The organism is Allobosea thiooxidans, from assembly GCF_900168195.1.
In the GTDB taxonomy this organism is placed as follows: domain Bacteria; phylum Pseudomonadota; class Alphaproteobacteria; order Rhizobiales; family Beijerinckiaceae; genus Allobosea; species Allobosea thiooxidans.
On record NZ_FUYX01000007.1, the window covers coordinates 64,887 to 82,902 of the forward strand.

Annotated in this window: 13 protein-coding genes; 10 read left to right on the plus strand and 3 right to left on the minus strand. The window is 68.0% G+C overall.

Annotated elements, in window-relative coordinates; translation table 11 throughout:
* Positions 1-112: 112 nt before the first annotated feature.
* Positions 113-1,240, minus strand: coding sequence for an alpha/beta hydrolase (locus tag B5Y19_RS14065; protein ID WP_176168626.1), 1,128 nt, complete (start codon positions 1,238-1,240; stop codon positions 113-115).
* 154 nt (positions 1,241-1,394) lie between these two features.
* Between B5Y19_RS14065 and meaB the strand changes: the two genes are divergently transcribed.
* Positions 1,395-2,381, plus strand: a complete 987-nt coding sequence (gene meaB, locus B5Y19_RS14070) for a methylmalonyl Co-A mutase-associated GTPase MeaB (RefSeq protein WP_055730626.1) — start codon at positions 1,395-1,397, stop codon at positions 2,379-2,381.
* 91 nt (positions 2,382-2,472) lie between these two features.
* Complete coding sequence (locus B5Y19_RS14075) at positions 2,473-3,843, plus strand: TIGR03808 family TAT-translocated repetitive protein (RefSeq protein WP_079591632.1); 1,371 nt, start codon at positions 2,473-2,475, stop codon at positions 3,841-3,843.
* A 100-nt stretch (positions 3,844-3,943) separates the two neighbouring features.
* Here the strand turns inward: B5Y19_RS14075 and B5Y19_RS14080 are convergent, their stop codons facing one another.
* Positions 3,944-4,942 carry an asparaginase gene (locus tag B5Y19_RS14080; RefSeq protein WP_055730654.1) on the minus strand — a complete coding sequence of 333 codons (999 nt, stop codon included), beginning with the start codon at positions 4,940-4,942 and terminating at the stop codon, positions 3,944-3,946.
* A gap of 137 nt (positions 4,943-5,079) precedes the next feature.
* On the opposite strand from B5Y19_RS14080, the gene B5Y19_RS14085 reads away from it, so the two are divergent.
* The 6 genes from B5Y19_RS14085 (at position 5,080) to B5Y19_RS14110 (ending at position 12,516) form a co-directional block, all read left to right on the plus strand.
* On the plus strand, positions 5,080-5,904 hold the full coding sequence (locus tag B5Y19_RS14085; RefSeq protein WP_055730628.1) for an alpha/beta hydrolase: 825 nt from the start codon (positions 5,080-5,082) through the stop codon (positions 5,902-5,904).
* Positions 5,905-5,956: 52 nt separating this feature from the next.
* The gene (locus B5Y19_RS14090) at positions 5,957-6,193 is read left to right on the plus strand and encodes an Lrp/AsnC ligand binding domain-containing protein (protein WP_055730629.1); all 237 of its coding nucleotides are present in this window, start codon (positions 5,957-5,959) and stop codon (positions 6,191-6,193) included.
* 238 nt (positions 6,194-6,431) lie between these two features.
* A complete protein-coding gene (locus B5Y19_RS14095) occupies positions 6,432-8,729 on the plus strand; it encodes an NADP-dependent malic enzyme (protein WP_055730630.1) in 2,298 nt (765 codons plus the stop codon).
* 7 nt (positions 8,730-8,736) lie between these two features.
* Positions 8,737-9,837 carry an alpha/beta hydrolase family protein gene (locus B5Y19_RS14100; RefSeq protein WP_079591633.1) on the plus strand — a complete coding sequence of 367 codons (1,101 nt, stop codon included), beginning with the start codon at positions 8,737-8,739 and terminating at the stop codon, positions 9,835-9,837.
* Positions 9,838-9,938: 101 nt separating this feature from the next.
* Positions 9,939-11,540, plus strand: a complete 1,602-nt coding sequence (locus B5Y19_RS14105; protein WP_055730632.1) for a peptide ABC transporter substrate-binding protein — start codon at positions 9,939-9,941, stop codon at positions 11,538-11,540.
* Positions 11,541-11,658: 118 nt separating this feature from the next.
* The gene (locus B5Y19_RS14110) at positions 11,659-12,516 is read left to right on the plus strand and encodes a D-amino-acid transaminase (protein WP_055730633.1); all 858 of its coding nucleotides are present in this window, start codon (positions 11,659-11,661) and stop codon (positions 12,514-12,516) included.
* Positions 12,517-12,639: 123 nt separating this feature from the next.
* Here the strand turns inward: B5Y19_RS14110 and guaD are convergent, their stop codons facing one another.
* On the minus strand, positions 12,640-13,965 hold the full coding sequence (gene guaD / locus B5Y19_RS14115; RefSeq protein WP_139384394.1) for a guanine deaminase: 1,326 nt from the start codon (positions 13,963-13,965) through the stop codon (positions 12,640-12,642).
* Between the two features lie 117 nt (positions 13,966-14,082).
* Here guaD and xdhA point away from each other — a divergent pair, with 117 nt between their 5' ends.
* The gene (xdhA, locus tag B5Y19_RS14120) at positions 14,083-15,573 is read left to right on the plus strand and encodes a xanthine dehydrogenase small subunit (RefSeq protein WP_079591634.1); all 1,491 of its coding nucleotides are present in this window, start codon (positions 14,083-14,085) and stop codon (positions 15,571-15,573) included.
* Complete coding sequence (gene xdhB, locus B5Y19_RS14125) at positions 15,566-17,908, plus strand: xanthine dehydrogenase molybdopterin binding subunit (RefSeq protein WP_055730635.1); 2,343 nt, start codon at positions 15,566-15,568, stop codon at positions 17,906-17,908. The genes xdhA and xdhB overlap by 8 nt, the downstream gene beginning before the upstream one ends.
* The last annotated feature ends 108 nt before the right edge of the window (positions 17,909-18,016 follow it).

Here is an 18,016-nt window from a genome sequence, read left to right on the forward strand (position 1 = left end):
AACAGGAGGCCATGCCGGCCAATCGGCCCTTAAGGGCAGGCCAACGCGGCCAGAATGGGGCAACGCCCTCGCCCGGCGCCTCGGCCGGCCGCGGCGTTGCACTGAAGTGACATCACTGCGCGCCGGATATGATCTGGACCGGAGCGGTGACGACGAGCCCGACCGTCGAGCCGACCGTGCCGACGACACCGCCGGCAATATCGCCGATCCGGTCGCCGAAGCGCGGGCCGGAGAAGCCGACGCCCTTATCCTGGCGCAGCCGCTCGCCGATCAGCTGCACAACCTTCGGCGAGGACGCGAACTTGGCGTGGTTCAGGCTGTCGCTGGAGGAAACGTCGGACAGGTCGATCAGCCGTACCCCGAGCTTCTCGAGCTCGGCGATCGTCTCGGTGTCCTTCGCCGAGACCGCTCCGAGACGCGTCTTGTCGCCGGCGAAGCGGCGCGAGAAATCGAGCGCCCGGTCGTCAGCGGAGACGAACACGGTTATCGGCCGCCGGATCTGGCGCATCTGCATCTTGAACACGTCGAGATCGACGTCGGGCGCTGCGAGCATGACGTCGCGCAGCTTGCCGCCGAAATCGCCATCGCCGCGGATCGCAGCCTGGCGCAACGTCTCCAGCGTCAGCAGCGTGCCCATCGAATGCGCCAGGATGTCCATGCGCGACGAGCCAATGTCGCGGGCGATGGCGCGCAGGTTGAGCTCGAGGAAATCACGCGAGTAGAAGGCGCTTTCGCGATCATAGGGATAGGCGAGAAGTTGTCCGCGCGAGGGCCAGGTGAACAGCACCGGTACGCCCTTGAAGCCGGAATCGTAGACGATCTGCGCGAAGCGATAGACGGCGTCGGCGAAGTTCGTGTTGTAGCCGTGGACGAAGACGAGCACGTCGCGCTGCGAGGCCGGCCGGCGCATCAGCTCCTTGCGCACGTCGGAAACCGCCGGGGCGAGGTCGAGCTTCTGGATATAGGTCGCGGTGAAATGCTTGGCCGGATCGCCCGGTCCCGAATCGGGGAGCTCGAGATCGCCGGGCTTGTGGCCGCGGGGCACGGTGATGTCGAGGCGCGCGAAGGAAAGCCTCGGCCCGCGCTCGCCGCTGAAATAGACCGGCTGGGCGGAGGGCTCGCGCGTCGTCGCGACATAGATCTGGACCGTGCCGGCGATGTCCGCCTTCGGCGCCTGGCTCAGCTCCAATACCCGTGGCGTTCCGCAGGCCGCGAGGACCAGCGGCAGCAACAGCGCCAAAAACACTCCACGAAGCCGCATCGCCACGCCCATCATCAGGAAGTCGTCTCATTGCCGATTGGAATCTTCAAGATGCGCGCATGACACAGTGATGAAGCAAATGGCGACCCCACGACGCCTTGCAGCCCGCGACGCCGGCTTGCTAACTGGCGCCATGGCCGACCGCACCTCTCCAGCCGACACGCTCGGCGACGCGCTCCTCGCCGGCGAACGCGCCGCGCTTGCCCGCGCCATCACCCTGGCGGAATCGCGGCGTGCCGACCATCGCGAACAGGCCCAGGCGCTGATCCAGCGCCTGCTGCCGCGAACCGGCGGCGCCATCCGTGTCGGCATCACCGGCGTGCCGGGCGTCGGCAAGTCGACGATGATCGACGCGCTCGGCAGCTATCTCACCGGCAAGGGACACAAGGTCGCCGTGCTCGCGGTCGACCCGTCCTCCACCCGGACCGGCGGCTCGATCCTCGGCGACAAGACGCGCATGGCGCGACTTTCGGTCGATCCGAACGCCTATATCCGCCCCTCGCCTTCTTCCGGCACGCTGGGCGGCGTCGCCGCCAAGACCCGCGAGACCATGCTGCTGTGCGAGGCGGCCGGCTTCGACGTGATTCTGGTCGAGACCGTCGGTGTCGGGCAGTCGGAAACCGCGGTCGCCGACCTCACCGATTTCTTCCTGGTCCTGATGCTGCCCAATGCCGGGGACGAATTGCAGGGCATCAAGAAGGGCATCATCGAGCTCGCCGACATGATCGCGGTCAACAAGGCCGACGGCGCCGGGGCGACCGCCGCGCGCGCCGCCGCGGCGCAGTACAAGGCGGCTCTGCACATCCTCGCGCCGACCTCCTCGCTGTGGAGCACGCCGGTGGTGACGGTTTCCGGCCTCACCGGCGAGGGGCTCGACAAGCTGTGGTCCCGGATCGAAGAGCATCGCGCCCGCTTCGAGGCCAAGGGGCTGATCGCGGAGCGGCGTCGCCGGCAGGACGTGAAATGGATGTGGGCGATGGTGCAGGACCGCCTGCAGGCGAAGCTGCGGCACGACCCCGCCCTGAAGGCGCGCACCCCCGAACTCGAGGCCGCAGTCGCCTCCGGCCGCCTGGCGCCGACGCTCGCCGCCGAGGAGATCGCCCAGGCGCTTGGGCTGTAGCCCCGCCACCCGGCACGCCTTCGCTCATCCCGAAACGGCACAGCTCAGGTTGGCACGTCGCTTGATCGGGACCAGTCGAAGAGGAGGTGCCATGGAGCTTTCACGACGTGGATTGCTGATAGCCGGCGCCTGCGCCGCGGCCTTGCCCTGCATGCCGGCCGCCGCCCAGTCTCGTTCGGCCGCGTCGGGCCCGCTCGGCCATCTCGGCCTCGATGCCGGCCGGTTCGGCCTTAGGCCCGGCGCGGCGGAGGACCAGTCGCTGCGCCTGCAGGCAGCGCTGGCCGAGGCGGCCAAACGCAATGCGCCGCTGATCGTTCCGCCCGGGCGCTACCGCATCGGCGGGGTGGCACTGCCCGACGGAGCGCAGATCGCCGGGGTCGCGGGCGAGACGCGTTTCGTCACCGCCCAGGGAGGCCCGGCGCTGACGGCCCGCAACATCGCTCGCGCGAGCCTGTCCGGGCTGGTGCTCGACGGGCTCGACATCCCCTCACCGCAGCGTGGCGGGCTTGTCGCCGCCGAGAACGTCGCCGCGCTTTCGGTTTCCAGCTGTGCCTTCGCCAAGGCTGGCTCGGTCGGCCTGGTGCTCGAACGCTGCGGCGGGCGGATCACGGGGAACCACTTCGCCGCCATGCGCGAATCGGCCCTGTTCTCGCTCGACTCGCTCGGCCTCGCCATCGACCAGAACGCGGTCGAGGATTGCGGCAACAACGGCATCCAGATCTGGCGCAGCCAGCCCGGCGACGACCGCTCGACCGTCCGGGGCAACCGGGTGAGCCGCATCCGCGCCGATGGCGGCGGCGACGGCCCCAACGGAAACGGCATCAGCCTCTACCGCGCCGGCGGCGTCATCATCGAAGGCAACCAGCTGCGCGACTGCGCCATGACCTTCATCCGCAACAACTCCGGATCGGGCGTCCAGATCCTCGGCAATCAGGGGCGGCGCTGCGGCGAAGTCGCGCTCTACAGCGAATTCGCCTTCGAAGGCGCCATCATCGCCAACAATCTGGTCGAGGATTGCGCTCAGGGCGCCAACATCACCAATCTCGACCATGGCGGGCGTCTCGCCGTCTTCGCCAACAACATCATCCGCAACGCCAGGCGCGGCATCGCTCCGAACGGCAAGGAGCCGATCGGCGGCATCGGCGTTCACGTCGAAGCCGAAGCGGCCGTGACCGGCAACGTCATCGAGAATGCGAGCGATATCGGCATCTCGCTCGGCTGGTCCTGGGGCATGCGCAACCTCGTCGCGACCGGCAACGTCATACGCAAGACCGGGATCGGCATCGCGATCTCACTGGTGCCGAAGGAGCGCAACGCCCTGATCGCCAACAACCTCATCGACGAGGCCCGCAACGGGGCCGTCGTCGGCACCGAATACGGCAAGCCGGTCACGGGGGACCTCGCCAAGATCCCCGATGCCCGGGCAGCCGGCGTCAGGGTCGAGGGCAACGCCGTGCGCTGAGCGCGGGGTTGCGTTTTGAAGTGCGGGTCATCCCGGCCGGAGCGAAGCGGAGCGCCGGGATGACGGTGCATTTCCGCGCCAGATCAGCCAATGCTTCGGCTCAGTCCTGAGGTGCCCTCACCCGGCCGACCTCGATGCCGTTCCAGTTCTTCAGCACCGCCTGCCGCAGCGGGGCGAAGGCCGCCTGCGTCGCCTCGTCCATCGGCAGGAAGCGCGCGATCAGCGCGCCCAGCGCGACTTCGGAAGCGCGCCCGGCACCATCGTCACATTTCAGCGCGATGCCGTAGCCGAGCTCCGGCAGAGCGGCGCAATAGACGCCTTCCGCACCGGTCTTGGTGAAGGCGCGGGCTCCGAGCAGGCCCATCAGCCGCGTGTCGAAACGGCCGGTGCCGGCGACCATGAAGGGGTGCGCTGCCGCGGCGGCGCGGATGCGCGCGGCCGCCTTCGCCCGCTCCGGGCCGAAGCCGCGGCCGGTGCCGAAGCGCGCGAAGCCGAGCGCCAGCGCCGAAAGCGGCACGGCATAGGTGGGGATCGAGCAGCCATCGGTGCCCATCCGCTCCGCCGCGTGGGCCGCGCCGGTCACCGTCTCGAGCGCGCCGCGCACCGCCTGCTGCACGGGATGGCCGGCCTTCACATAACCGGCCGGATCCTCGTCGAGCGCGCAGGACAGGCAGACGAACCCGGCATGCTTGCCCGAACAATTGTTGTTGAGGGCGCTCGGCTCGGCTCCGGAGCGAGCGAGCGCCCGCGCCGCGGCCTCGTTCGACGGCCAATGCGCGCCGCATTCGAGACAAGCCGCCTCGCGACCGGCCTTCCTGAGCATGGCGAGCGAGGTCTCGGCATGAAGCGGCTCGCCGGAATGGGAGGAGACAGCGAGCGCGATCTCGGCCTCCGTCAGCCCGTAGCGGTCAGCCGCGCCACTCTCGAGCAGCGGCAGCGCCTGGAGCGCCTTCACGGCAGAGCGCGGGAACACCGGCCGTTCGATATCGCCGGTGGCAAAGACCACGGCGCCATCGGCGTCGACGACGATCGCCGCTCCACGGTGGCGCGATTCGACGACATTACCGCGCGTGACTTCGGCGAGAACGGGATTTTCCATGGCGGCCTCCGGCTTCCGCTGCTGCGGATCGCCGCTTTTGGCGCCGACGGCGCCGCCTGTCAAAAGCGCTGGCGCAAAGCCGACACCGCTGCCACCGTAGGCCGGCCCAGCAGTCGCCCTTCGCGAACAGGACACCGATGTCGCCGGACTACGAGACCGAATACAACAATCGCGCCCGCGTGCCGGAACACCCCGGCATCATCGAAGGCTGGCAGGCCGATGCCGCCGCCTATCGCGCCACGGCGCTGTGCGAGCTCGACGTCTCCTATGGCGAGGGCGAGCGGCAGCTCTACGACCTGTTCAAGCCCGACAATATCCGCGGCAATGCGCTGGTGATGTTCATCCATGGCGGCTACTGGCAGGCTCTCGACCGCAGCCATTTCTCGCATATGGCACGCGGCCTGAACCGGCTCGGCCTGCCGGTCGCGGTCGTGGGCTACGACCTCTGCCCGCAGGTCGAGCTCGGCCACATCGTCTGGGAGCTGCAGCAGGCCGCCGCGGCGCTGTGGCGACGCTTCGGTTTGCCCGTGGTCGCCACCGGCCACTCCGCCGGCGGGCATCTCAGCGCCTGCACGCTCGCAACCGACTGGAAGAACGTCGACCCCGATCTGCCCGACCAGCTCGTGCCGGCGGCCTACGGCATTTCCGGGCTCTACAATCTCAAACCGCTGACGGAGACGAGCCTCAACAAGGCACTCGGCCTCAGCATGGAAGCAGCCGAGCTCGAAAGCCCGCTGTTCTGGCCGGCGCCGGCGCGGTTGACGATGGATGCGGTCGTCGGAGCCGCCGAGAGCTCCGAATATCTCAACCAGAGCCGCCGCATCGTCGATATCTGGGGCCTGGAGGGCGTGACGACGCGCTACGAGGAAATCCCCGGCGCCAACCACTTCACGGTGATCGCCGGGCTGACCGAGCCGGAGAATCCGATGACCCGGCGCATCGCGGCGCTCGCGGGCGCTTGATCTCACCACGCCTGGGGTTCTATCCAGACCCGAGAAAGTTTCGGAGCGCGCGATGCAGACCTTCTTCGTCGAGATCAAATGCAAGCTCGGCAAGACCTATGAGGTCGCCAGCGAACTGGCCGACCGCGAGATCGCCTCGGAGATCTACTCGACCGCCGGCAACTACGACATCCTGGCCAAGTTCCACGTGGCGGCCGATGTCGACATCGGCCATTTCGTCGCGCAGAAGGTGCAGTCGATCCCCGAGATCTCCGATACTCACACGATCATCACCTTCAAGGCGTTCTGAGGCTGGCGGCCTCGACGCCGAAGGCGGATTCGCGAATCGTAGGAGTCTCTTGGCTGAAAGAGCTCAGAGAGCGCTCGAGATAGTTCAGAGATCGATTCAAGCGAATCCCGGACGCCTGCTGCGAGGCCCCTGCTGCCTTTCCGGCAGCACTCTTGTTCCCGATTGATGCAACGGCATGGCTTGACGCAGCCACATTTCCGCGCGACCTCCCCCTGCTCCGGATGCTGGGGTCGCCACTATGAAAAGCACTCTCTCTAACGATCTGCGCTCGGGCGCCCTCGTCTATCACCGCCAGCCCCGCCCCGGTAAGCTCGAGATCCAGGCGACCAAGCCGCTCGGCAACCAGCGCGACCTCGCCCTCGCCTACTCGCCCGGCGTCGCCGCCGCCTGCGAGGCGATCGTCGACGATCCGGCCGAAGCCGCCGAACTCACCTCGCGCCAGAACCTGGTCGCCGTCATCACCAACGGCACGGCCGTGCTGGGCCTGGGCGACATCGGCCCGCTGGCCTCGAAGCCGGTGATGGAAGGCAAGGCCGTCCTGTTCAAGAAATTCGCCGGCATCGACTGCTTCGACATCGAGGTCGAGCAGAAGAACATCGAGAAGTTCGTCGAGGTCGTCGCGGCGCTGGAGCCGACCTTCGGCGGCATCAACCTCGAAGACATCAAGGGCCCGGAATGCTTCGAGATCGAGGAGCAGCTCAAGGCCCGGATGAACATCCCGGTCTTCCATGACGACCAGCACGGCACCGCGATCATCGTCGGCGCGGCGATCCTGAACGGGCTCGACCTCGCGGGCAAGAAGATCGCCGACGTCAAGATCGTCGTCTCCGGCGCGGGCGCGGCGGCCATCGCCTGCATCAACCTGCTGGTCGAGCTCGGCGCGCAGCGGAAGAACATCTGGGTCAGCGACATCGACGGCGTGGTCTACAAGGGCCGCAACACGCTGATGGACCGCTGGAAGGAAGTCTATGCGCAGGAGACCGACGCCCGCACGCTGAACGACGTCATCGGCGACGCCGACGTCTTCCTCGGCGTCTCGGCCGCCGGCGTGCTGAAGCCGGAGATGGCCAAGCGCATGGCGCCGAAGCCGCTGATCCTGGCACTCGCCAATCCGAGCCCCGAGATCACGCCCGAGGACGCCCTCGCCGTCCGTCCCGACGCCATGATCTGCACCGGCCGCTCGGACTATCCGAACCAGGTCAACAACGTCCTGTGCTTCCCCTACATCTTCCGGGGAGCGCTCGACGTGCAGGCGACGACGATCAACGAGGCGATGAAGCTCGCCGCCGTGCGCGCCATCGCGGCGCTCGCCCGCGAGGCGACCTCGGACATCGCGGCGCGCGCCTATGGCGGCGAGGCCTCGACCTTCGGCGCGACCTCGCTGATCCCGAACCCGTTCGATCCGCGGCTGATCATGCGCATCGCTCCGGCCGTGGCCGAGGCCGCGATGGCGACGGGCGTGGCCCGCAAGCCGCTGGTCGACATCGGGGCCTATCGCGAGCAGCTCTCGCGCTTCGTCTTCCGCTCCGGCTTCCTGATGAAGCCGCTGTTCCAGCAGGCCAAGTCCGACCCCAAGCGCGTGATCTACGCCGAGGGCGAGGACGAGCGCGTGCTGCGCGCCGCCCAGGTGGCGCTGGAGGAAGGGCTCGCGATCCCGATCCTGATCGGCCGGCCGAGCGTGATCGAGAGCCGCATCCAGCGCTTCGGCCTGTCGATCAAGCCGGGCGTCGACTTCGAGATCGTCAATCCGGAGGACGACCCGCGCTATCGCGACTACGTCCAGACCTATCTCGACATCGCCGGCCGGCGCGGCATAACGCCGGAGGCGGCCCGCGCGCTGGTGCGCACCAACAACACCGTGATCGCCGCGCTCGCGGTGGCGCGGGGCGAGGCGGATGCGATGATCTCCGGCCTCGAAGGCCGCTTCATGTCGCGCCTGCGGCACGTCAAGGACATCATCGGCCTGGCGCCGGGCGTCTGCGACCTCGCGGCGATGACGCTGATCATCACCAACAAGGGCGCGTTCTTCCTCTCCGACACGCATGTGAAGCACGACCCGACGGCCGAGGAGATCGCGGACATGACCGTGCTCGCCGCGAGCCATGTCCAGCGCTTCGGCCTCGAACCCAAGATCGCGCTGCTCTCGCACTCGGATTTCGGCGCGGCCGACACGCCGACCGCGCTCAAGATGCGCAAGGCGCTGAAGCTGATCCGCGACCGCGCGCCGCATCTGGAATGCGACGGCGAGATGGAGGCCGATACCGCCCTCGTCCCGCTGATCCGCGAGCGCGTCCTGCCCTCCTCGACGCTGAAGGACATGGCGAACGTCCTGATCTTCCCCAATCTCGACGCCGCCAACATCGCCTATCAGTTCGCCAAGGTGCTGGCCGACGCGCTGCCCGTCGGGCCGATCCTGATCGGCACGGCCAAGCCTGCCCATCTGCTCACCGGCTCCGTGACCGCCCGCGGCGTGGTCAACATGACCGCCGTCGCCGTGGTCGAGGCGCAGGAGAGCGCGGCCGCTGCTGCCGGTTGATCCTGCCATGGCCCTGCCGCGCACCCTGCTCGCCCTGGCCATCGGCCTCTGCCTGACGGCAGCGGCACGGGCGCAAGAGCCGCTGCGCGAGGAGCCCGGTTTCCTGCGCGTCCAGATCGGAGACCGCGCGGCCCGCCTCGAAACCCTGATCGTCCGCCCCGACGCGGCCGCGGGGCGGCTGCCGCTCGCGCTGATCACGCATGGCAAGGCGCCGAGCAACACGAGGATGGGCGATCTGCGCGCCGCCAACTACGCCCCGATCGCCCGCGACCTCGCCCGTCGCGGCTGGCTCGCCGCGGTCGTCGTCCGGCGCGGCTTCGGACAATCGGACGGCCCCTTCTCCGCGGAGGGCGCGGGCTGCAGCCTGCCCGACATGTCGCAGCGCTTCGAGAACGATGCGAAGGAGCTCGAGGCCGCGCTCAAGGCTTTGGCAGAACGGCCCGACGTCGCTCCGGACCGCATCATCGCGCTGGGTGAATCGGCGGGCGGCGCCGCCGTCATGGCGCTGGCCCAGCGCAGGCCGCCCGGCCTGAAGGCCGTGGTCAACGTCGCCGGCGGGCTCGATCTCAGCGATTGCGTGGAGAAGGGCCGGGATGCGCTCGTCGCGACCATCCGGCACTGGCCCTGGAAGGATACCCTGCCACAGCTCTGGGTCTATGCCGGCAACGACGACCTCTTCCCGCCCTCCCTCGTCGATGGGATGAGGGCCGCGGCCCTCGACCGTGGCGGCGACGTGCGCCTCATTGCGTTGCCGGATGTCAGTCCACGCGGCCACGCGATCCTGCAGAACGGCAGGGCCCGCTTCGTCTGGCTGCGCGAGATGGATACCTCTCTGCGTGCCTGGAAGCTGCCGACCCTTTCGCCCGAACAGCCGAGAGCGGCGTTCAAGCGCTTCGGGCTCGAAGGGCGGGCCTCGGTATTCGAGAACTATTTCAGCGCGCCCGGCGAAAAGGCGATGGCCGTCAGCTCGACGGGCAAGAGCTTCACCTACCGCTACGGTGAAAAGGATCTCGAAGCGGCGCGCCGGATTACGCTGTCCGATTGCGGCAAGAAGGCCGAGGACTGCCGCGTGGTCTTCGAAAACAACCGGGCCGTCGAAGCGCCTTAGCCCGGCATCGCTTTCCCGCTTGGCAGACTCACGCAAGCAGGCTCTACTTCCCGTCCGTCGGGCATTGCTCGCAGCGGCGCCCGGCCGAAAAGGGGGTCGCCATGCTCGACGTCACGCGCCGCAACGCTCCTCTGGCACTTGCCGCCATCCTGGCCGCCAGCCGCGCCGTGGTGGCCCAGGGCCGCATCGCCTTCCACCGCGGCAATGACGGCGAGCCCGAAACGCTCGACCCGCACAAGACCTCGACCGTCGCGGAAGCCCATCTCCTGCGCGACCTGCGCGAGGGCCTCGTCATCCACGACATGAAGGGGGAGGTCGTCCCCGGCGCCGCCGAAAGCTGGACGATGAGCCCGGACGGGCGGCTCTGGCGCTTCACCCTGCGGGCCAACGCGAAATGGTCGAATGGCGAGCCTGTCCGGGCCACGGACTTCGTCTATTCCTTCCGGCGCATCCTCAACCCGGAAACCGGGGCGAAATACGCCAACCTGCTCTATCCGATCCGCCATGCCGAGGCGATCCACAAGGCGGCTACCGGATCCTCGCTGGACGATCTCGGCGTCACCGCCCCGGACGAGCGCACGCTCGAGATCGCGCTGGAGCGGCCGACGCCCTATCTGCTCGAACTGCTGACGCATCAGAGCGCCCTGCCCGTCCACCCGGCGAGCGTCGCCAGAGCGGCGCAGCAGCCGGACCGCCCCGAAAGCTGGATCACCAACGGCGCCTATATGCTCAAGGAGCTCGCGCCGAACTCGCATATCCGGCTCGATCGCAACCCGCATTTCCACGACGCGGCCAATGTGAAGATCGACACGGTGATCTTCTACCCGGCCTCCGACCTCGCCGCGGCGGCGCGGCGCTTCCAGGCCGGCGAACTCCACCTGACGACCGACATCCCGGCCGACCAATTCCGGCAGCTGCGCCAGAAGCTCGGCGACCAGGTCCGCATCGGCCCCTATCTCGCGACCTATTTCCTGATCATCAACAGCGCCAAGCCGCCCTTCGACGACGTGCGCGTGCGCCGGGCGCTCTCGCTGCAGATCGACCGGGAGTTCATCGCCGAACGGATCTGGGGCGGAACGATGCTGCCGGCCTATGGCGTGGTGCCGCCCCATATCGGCAATTACGGCGCGCGTGCCGAGCTCGATTTCCGCCACAACTCGATCCTCGAGCGCGAGGACGAGGCGAAGCGGCTGCTCGCCTCCGCCGGCTTCGGCAACGGCGTGCCGCTCGATATCGAATTCCGCTTCAACACCACCGACAATAATCGCCACACCGCCAGGGCTATCGGCGAGCAATGGCGCGCCATCGGCGTCGAGACCCGCTTCGTCGAGACGGACTACCGGACGCATTTCGCCTATCTGCGCGAGGGCGGCGATTTCGACGTCGCGCGCTATGGCTGGATCGGCGACTACTCCGATCCGCAGAACTTCCTGTTCCTGTTCCAGAGCGACAATGCCGGATTCAACATCGGCAAGTACAACAATCCGCAGTTCGACGATTTGATGCGGCTCGCTGCGGACGAACTCGACATCGCCCGGCGGGCCGCGATCCTGCGCGAGGCGGACAGCATCGTCACCACCGACATGCCCTGGATCCCGGTGCTGCACTATTCGACCAAGAATCTCGTCTCGCCCAGGCTCGCCGGCTTCGAACAGAACCTGCGCGGCGCCATCCCGTCCCGGTTTCTGAGCCTGACGCGGTAGGTCGCCCGCGCGGCCCTGCACCAGACGCCGGGCCGTTTCCCTGCCTTGATGCTCGCAAGCGCGGCCAAGCTCCGCTAGGAAGAGCGCGTCCCTTTCCCCACCCAGCGGGTCCGCAGCGATGAGCCGTATCGTCTATGTCAATGGCGCCTATCTCCCGGAGGAGGAGGCGAAGATTTCCGTTTTCGACCGCGGCTTCATCTTCGGCGACGGCATCTACGAGGTTTCGGCCGTTATCGGCGGCAAGCTCGTCGATTGCGAGGCGCATCTGGCCCGCCTCGAACGCTCCTGCGGCGAGATCCGACTCGGCCTGCCCTGGTCGAAGGCCGAGCTCGTCGCGATCCATGAGGAGCTGATCAAGCGCAACAATCTCGATGAGGGCGGCATCTACCTGCAGGTCTCGCGCGGCGCCGCCGATCGCGACTTCCCCTTCCCCAAGGACGTCCAGCCGACGCTGGTGATGTTCACGCAGGCCCGCAACTTCGTGAACGCGCCGGGCGCGAAGACCGGCATTAAGGTCGTCTCGACGCCGGACCTGCGCTGGGCCCGCCGCGACATCAAGAGCGTCAACCTGCTCGCGCCGGTGCTCGCCAAGCAGTTCGCGCTGGAAAGCGGCGCGCAGGAGGCCTGGCTGGTCGAGGACGGCGTGGTGACGGAGGGCGCCTCCTCCACCGCCTGGATCGTCAAGGGCAAGACGCTGATCTCGCGCCCGCTCTCGCACAAGGTTTTGCCGGGCATCACCCGCAAGGCCGTGCTCGCCTATCTCGAGGAGTCCGGCTTCTCGTTCGAGGAGCGCGAATTCACGCTGGAAGAGGCGCTCGACGCCGAGGAGGCCTTCATCACCTCCGCGACCAGCCTGGTCATGCCGGTGACCTCGATCGACGGCCACACGATCCATAACGGCGCGCCCGGCCCGACCGCGCAGCGCCTGCGCGAGATCTATATCGACTACGCCCGCAAGGGCGGCGTGCTGGGCTGAGATCCCCGGCAGGCCCGAGCACCGCAGCGTCATGCTCGCCCTTGTGGCGAGCATCCACGTCTTGAACGTTTGGGCGAAGGAAGACGTGGATGGTCGGGACAAGCCCGACCATGACGGGCGGTGCTAGACGCCACCCGAGAATGACGCCCCCGCGGCCAGCTCCCCCATCACATAGGTCGCGACGACGTTGCGGTCGTCGCCGAGCGTGACGAGGACGAAGAGTTCCTCCGCCAGGTCGCGCACCGTCTCCATGCGGTGCGCCATCGCCCGCGTCGCACCCGTATCGAGCACCACGACATCCGCCTCGCAACCGGGCTCGAAGCTTCCGACCCAATGATCGAGGCCGAGCGCCACGGCATTGCCGCGCGTGATCGCATGCAGCGCCGCGAAGGCCGAGAGCGACTGCCCCTGCAGCTGCAGCACCTTGTAGGCCTCGGCCATGGTTCGGAGCATCGAATAGGAGGTGCCGCCGCCGATATCGGTCGCGACCGCGACCTTCACGCCGCGCTGCCGGGCATGGGCCCAGTCGAACAGGCCGGAGCCAAGGAACAGGTTCGAGGTCGGGCAGAACACCGCGACCGCGCCGGTCTCGGCGAAGGCCTGCCATTCGTTGTGGGTCATGTGGATGCAGTGGCCCATCAGGCTCTTGTGTCCGAGCAGGCCGTAGCGCCGGTAGATATCGGCATAGTCGGCCGCTTCGGGATAAAGCTCGCGGGCGAAGGCGATCTCGGCCCGGTTCTCGTCGATATGGGTCTGAACGTGGCAATCGGGATGCTCGGCCGTCAGCTTTCCTGCCGCCGCCAGTTGCTCCGGCGTCGAGGTGATCGCGAAGCGCGGGGTGATCGCATAGAGCTGCCGGCCCTTGCCGTGCCAGCGCGCGATCAGCGCCTTCGAATCGCGATAGGCGCTCTCGGCCGTGTCGGTCAGCGCTTCCGGCGCGTTGCGATCCATCATCACCTTGCCGGCGATCATGCGGGTGTTGCGTCGTTCCGACTCGGCGAAGAAAGCCTCGGCCGATTGCGGATGGACCGAACAATAGACCGCGGCCATGGTGGTGCCGTTGGCGAGGAGCTCGTCGAGGAAGAAGCGCGAGAGCTTCTCGGCATGGCCCTGCCGGGAGAGCTTCTGCTCCTCGACGAAGGTGTATTTGTTCAGCCACTCCATCAGCTGCGCGCCATAGGAAGCGACAACTTGAGTCTGCGGCATGTGAATATGGGCGTCGATGAAGCCCGGCATGATCAGATGCGGGCGGTGATCGACGATCTCGGCATCGGCCGGCAGCGTCCGGAGCAGCGCCCTCGCTTCGCCCGCCGCCTTGACCAGCCCGTTCTCGATGACCAGCAGCCCGTCCGCGACATAGCGATGCGCGGCCTCGCCGGCGATCTCGGGATCGTCGACGAACCAGAGCAGGCGGCCGCGCAGCGCGCGCAGGGCGGTGGGGAGGGTCACGTCGGGCGGCTCCGGCACAATTCCACATCACATCTGCACCAAATCGAAGCTTCCGGCCAAGCGCGGATCATGCCTAATCTGGCGGCATGAAACGGCTAAGCGAGCGGAGCAGGCACGATGCGTGAGACGTTGCGCTTCCTGCTCGGCGACAGGCTGGTCGAGCTCGACCGCTGCGATCCGACCTTGACGGTGCTCGACTGGCTGCGCCTCGACCAGCGCATGACCGGCACGAAAGAAGGCTGCGCCGAGGGCGATTGCGGCGCCTGCACCGTCATCATCGGCTGGCTCGACCGCGGGCGCCTGCGCTACGAGGCGATCAATGCCTGCATCCGCTTCCTGCCGACGCTGGACGGCTGCCAGCTTCTCACCGTCGAGCATCTGAAGGGGGCGGATGGCAGCCTGCACCCGGTCCAGCAGGCGATGGTGGAATGCCACGGCTCGCAATGCGGCTTCTGCACACCGGGCTTCGTGATGTCGCTGCTGGCGCTCCGGCTGAACGAGGCGCAGCCGAGCGTGAGCAGGATCGAGGATGCTCTCGCCGGGAATCTCTGCCGCTGCACCGGCTACGAGCCGATCATCGCCGCCGGCCGCCGCATGGACGAGATCGCGCCGCGGGAGGCAGATCGTTTCCTTCAAGGCCGCGAAACCGTGGCGGCCAGACTGACCGCCCTGAACGACACCAAGACGCTTTCCCTGCAAGGCGAAGCGGGTCGCTTCTACGCCCCGGCGACGGTCGAAGCGCTGGCCGATCTCGTCTCCGCGTACCCGCAGTCGACTCTGGTGGCCGGCGCGACCGATGTCGGGCTCTGGGTCACCAAGGCGATGAAGCGGCTCGACCCGGTGATCTATCTCGGGCGCGTCGAGGCGCTGCACACCATCAGCGACGAAGGCGAGCACCTGCGCCTCGGCGCGATGGCTGGCCATATCGATGTGCGCGCAGCTTTGGCCACCCTGTCGCCGCAGCTCGACGAGCTGATGCGCCGCTTCGGCGGAGAGCAGGTGCGCAATGCCGGCACGATCGGCGGCAACATCGCCAACGGCTCGCCGATCGGAGATCTGCCGCCGGCCCTGATCGCACTCGATGCGACGCTGGTGCTGGCACGGCGCTCGGAAGGCAGGCTCGAACGCCGCGCCATTCCGCTCGAGAGCTACTTCCTCGATTATCGCAAGCAGGACCGGCGCCCCGGCGAATTCGTCGAGGCCGTACTGGTGCCAAAACTGGCGGACGGCATGCTGTTCCATGCCTCCAAGATCTCGAAGCGCTTCGACGAGGACATCTCCGCCGTCTGCGGCGCCTTCCGGCTGACGCTCGGCGCCGACGGCCGGATCAGCGAGGCCCGCCTCGCCTATGGCGGCATGGCCGGTATCCCGAAGCGCGCAGCGGCAGCCGAAGCCGCCTTGATCGGACGCCCCTGGGACGACGAGGCCGTCGCCGCCGCAACCGCCGCGCTGCCGCAGGACTTCACGCCGCTCGACGACATGCGCGCCTCGGCGCAGTATCGGCTCAAGATCGCCGGCAACCTGCTGCGGCGCTTCCTGATCGAGACGACGCAAGGCGCGACGGAAACGCGGGTCGCCGGCCTGCTGGCGGAGGCCGGCCATGGCTGATGCACGCCGCAAGCTCGATATCGCCGTCGAAGCCGGGCTCGTCGGCAGCGCGCGCGCCCATGATTCCGCGCCCAAGCACGTCGCGGGCGAAGCACTCTACATCGACGACATCGCGGCGCCTGAGGGCCTGCTGCATGCCTATCTCGGCACGAGCGGCATCGCCCGGGGCCGGCTGCTCAAGCTCGATCTCGATGCCGTCCGGTCGGCGCCCGGCGTCGTCGCCGTCCTGACGGCGACGGACATACCCGGCGCCAACGACATCTCCTCGACGCATCTCCATGACGAGCCGGTCTTCGCAACCGAGGCCGTCCTGTTCCACGGCCAGCCGCTCTTCGCCGTCGTGGCCGAAACGCGCGAGCAGGCGCGGCAGGCCGCGACGCTGGCGAAGGCGGAGTATGCCGAAGAAGCGCCGCTCATCGACATCGCTGCGGCACGCGGGGCCGGCGGCAGGCTCGTCACCGAACCGCTCAAGCTGGAGCGCGGCGATGTCGCGGCCGCTCTCGTGGAAAGCCCGCGCCGGCTCCAGGGATCGATGACGATTGGCGGGCAGGAGCATTTCTATCTCGAAGGTCAGGTCGCGCTGGCGATCCCCGGCGAGGACGAGGACATGGCGGTGCTGGTCTCGACCCAGCATCCGAGCGAGGTCCAACACATGGTCGCGGCCGTGCTCGGCGTCGGCTCGCATGCGGTCACGGTCGAGGTCCGACGCATGGGCGGCGGCTTCGGCGGCAAGGAAACGCAGGCCAATCTCTTCGCCTGCGTCGCCGCGCTCTGCGCCCGCAAGCTGAAGCGGCCGGTGAAGCTCCGGCCCGACCGCGACGACGACATGGCGATCACGGGAAAACGCCACGACTTCGTCTGCGACTATGAGATCGGCTTCGACGACGAGGGTCGCATCCATGCGCTCGATGCCGTCTATGCGGCACGCTGCGGCTGGAACGCCGATCTATCGGGGCCGGTGACCGACCGCGCCCTGTTCCATATGGACAATTGCTATTTCTATCCGGCGGTGCGCGCCCGCTCGGAGCCGCTTTTCACCCATACCTGCTCGAACACCGCCTTCCGCGGCTTCGGCGGACCGCAGGGGATGGTCGGCGCCGAGCGCTTCATCGAGGAGGTCGCCTACGCGACCGGGCTCGACCCGCTGGAGGTGCGCCGGCGCAATCTCTACGGCGCCGCCGGTCGCGACATCACGCCCTACCATCAGAGGGTCGAGGACAATATCGCGGCCGAAGTCATCGCCGAACTGGAGCGGCGCTCGGACTACCAGGCGCGCAAGGCGGCGATCCGCGAGGCCAACCGGAAGAGTCCCATCGTCAAACGTGGCATCGCGCTGACGCCGGTGAAGTTCGGCATCTCCTTCACCGCGACCTGGTTCAACCAGGCCGGCGCACTGGTCCATGTCTACAAGGACGGCACGGTCGCGCTGAACCATGGCGGCACCGAGATGGGGCAAGGGCTCTACGTCAAGGTGGCGCAGGTCGTCGCCCATGCCTTCGGCATCGGGCTCGATCAGGTGAAGATCACCGCGACGACGACCGGAAAGGTGCCGAACACCTCGGCCACCGCCGCCTCCTCCGGCTCCGACCTCAACGGCATGGCGGCGCTCGACGCCTGCGAGACGATCAAGAAGCGTTTGACCGAATTCGCCGCGAAGCACTGGCAGGAGCGCCCCGAGGACATCGCCTTCCTGCCGGGGCTCGTGAAGATCGGCGCCCGCGAGATCGCCTTCAAGGAACTGGTCGCCGCCGCCTATCTGGCGCGCATCCAGCTTTCGGCGACGGGCTTCTATGCGACGCCAGAAATCCATTGGGACCGCAAGGCCGGGCGCGGGCATCCGTTCTACTATTTCGCCTATGGCGCGGCGGCGGCCGAGGTCGCGATCGACACGCTGACCGGCGAGTACAAGGTCGAGCGTGTCGATATCCTCCACGATTGCGGGCAGTCGCTGAACCCGGCGATCGACAGGGGCCAGATCGAAGGCGGCTTCGTCCAGGGCATGGGCTGGCTGACCACCGAGGAGCTGGTCTGGGACAGGAAGGGGCGGCTCTGGACCCATGCTCCCTCGACCTACAAAATCCCCGTCGCCTCCGACCGGCCGCGCATCTTCAACGTTCATCTCCTGGAGAATGCGCCGAACCGCGAGCCGACGGTCCACCGCTCCAAGGCGGTGGGCGAGCCGCCGCTGATGCTGGCGATCTCGGTGCTGCACGCACTGTCGGATGCGGTGGCGAGCGTCGGCAATTACCGGGTCTGCCCGCGGCTGGATGCGCCGGCGACGCCGGAGCGGGTGTTGGATGCAGTGGAGCGGGTCAGGGCGGAGGCGGGGCGATGAGGTGCCCGCCCCGCGCAGCCGCCCGTGGCCGAATAAAGCGCGGGGCACCCTCTCCCATAGGGAGAGGGCAGGGTGAGGGGAAGGCCGTTGGACACTTTAGCCGTGACC